The following is a 1273-nucleotide window of genomic DNA, read 5'->3' as shown; positions in this document are numbered from 1 at the left end:
GGCTCTATCGTGTTTTGAGTGGGTAAGTTAGTAAATTGTTATTTTCGGGGGATGGAAAATTCCAAGGAAATATTCGCACTCGCCCTGGGTCTTACCGATCCGTGGTATATAAAGGAGATGTCCTTCGACGCCTCTGGATCGAGACTCGACATACATTTGGACTTTGTCAGGGGCCATAAGTTTGATGCCGGTGACGGAATCGCTTCAAGCGCCCACGATACCGTTGACCGCAGTTGGGAGCACCTGAACTTCTTCCAGCACCGCTGTTATATCCATGCCAGGGTGCCGCGCGTGAAACGGGCGGACGGCAAGGTAAGGACACAGGCCGTGCCCTGGGCGCGCCCAGGGAGCGGGTTCACGCTGCTCTTCGAGGCCTACGCCATGCTGTTGATAGAGAACGAGATGCCGGTGAACAAGGTGGCGAAGATGCTCAGGGTCTACCCGGACAGGATATGGCGGGTGTTCAACTATTGGATCTCGAGGGCGCACAGTGCCGACACCGTTACGGACCTTACAAAGGTGGGCTTCGACGAGACCTCAACCAAAAAGGGCCACCACTATGTCACGACGATGGTCGACCTGGAATTGCGCAGGGTCCTGTTCGCCACCCAGGGCAAGGATTCCGACTGCCTGAAAAAGAGCGTGGAATACCTCGAGGGGAAGAAGGTTCCCGCCGAGGGGATAGAACAGGTGTGCATCGACATGTCCCCGGCATTTATCTCCGGTTGCAGGGAGCATCTGCCCGGCGCGGCGGTCACCTTCGACAAGTTCCACGTGGTCAAGGAAGTGAACAAGGCCATGGACGAGCTCAGGAAACTCGAAAGGCGGGGCAACGATATGTTGAAGGGGCACAAGTACACCCTGTTGAAGAACAGGCTCGCACCACGCCTGAAAGAGGAGAGGGACCTGATCCTGGAGTACTACCCGAAACTGGGGGAGGGATACAGGCTCAAGCAGCTCTTCGAGGATTTTTGGGGGCTAAGGGACAAAGAGGAGGCGGAAAGCTACCTCGCCTTCTGGTGCGACATGGTCGACGAATCGGGAATGCGCCCCTTCATCAAGGCGGCCGACACCATAAGGGCGCATTGGAGCGGAATAATGAACTACATCCATAGCAGGATAAACAACGGGATACTGGAAGGGATAAACTCCAAGATACAGCTTGCCAAGAAAAGGGCAAGGGGCTACCGGAACACGGAGAATTTTATAAACATGATCTATTTCATAGCGGGTAAACTGAAATTCGATTACCCACTGTATTTAACATAGAACC

At 54.3% G+C, this 1273-nt stretch carries 1 protein-coding gene; it reads left to right on the top strand.

The features are described 5' to 3' along the window. The first annotated feature begins 51 nt into the window (after positions 1-51). Positions 52-1269: an ISL3 family transposase gene (locus tag ACKWCC_RS19310; protein ID WP_413997605.1), complete on the top strand. Its 1218-nt coding sequence runs from the start codon at positions 52-54 to the stop codon at positions 1267-1269. Positions 1270-1273 lie beyond the last annotated feature (4 nt).

This window comes from Maribacter aquimarinus, from assembly GCF_047345505.1.
GTDB lineage: Bacteria > Bacteroidota > Bacteroidia > Flavobacteriales > Flavobacteriaceae > Maribacter.
The sequence above is the reverse complement of the archived record's forward strand: the minus strand, read 5'-3'. Positions and strand labels throughout refer to the sequence as shown.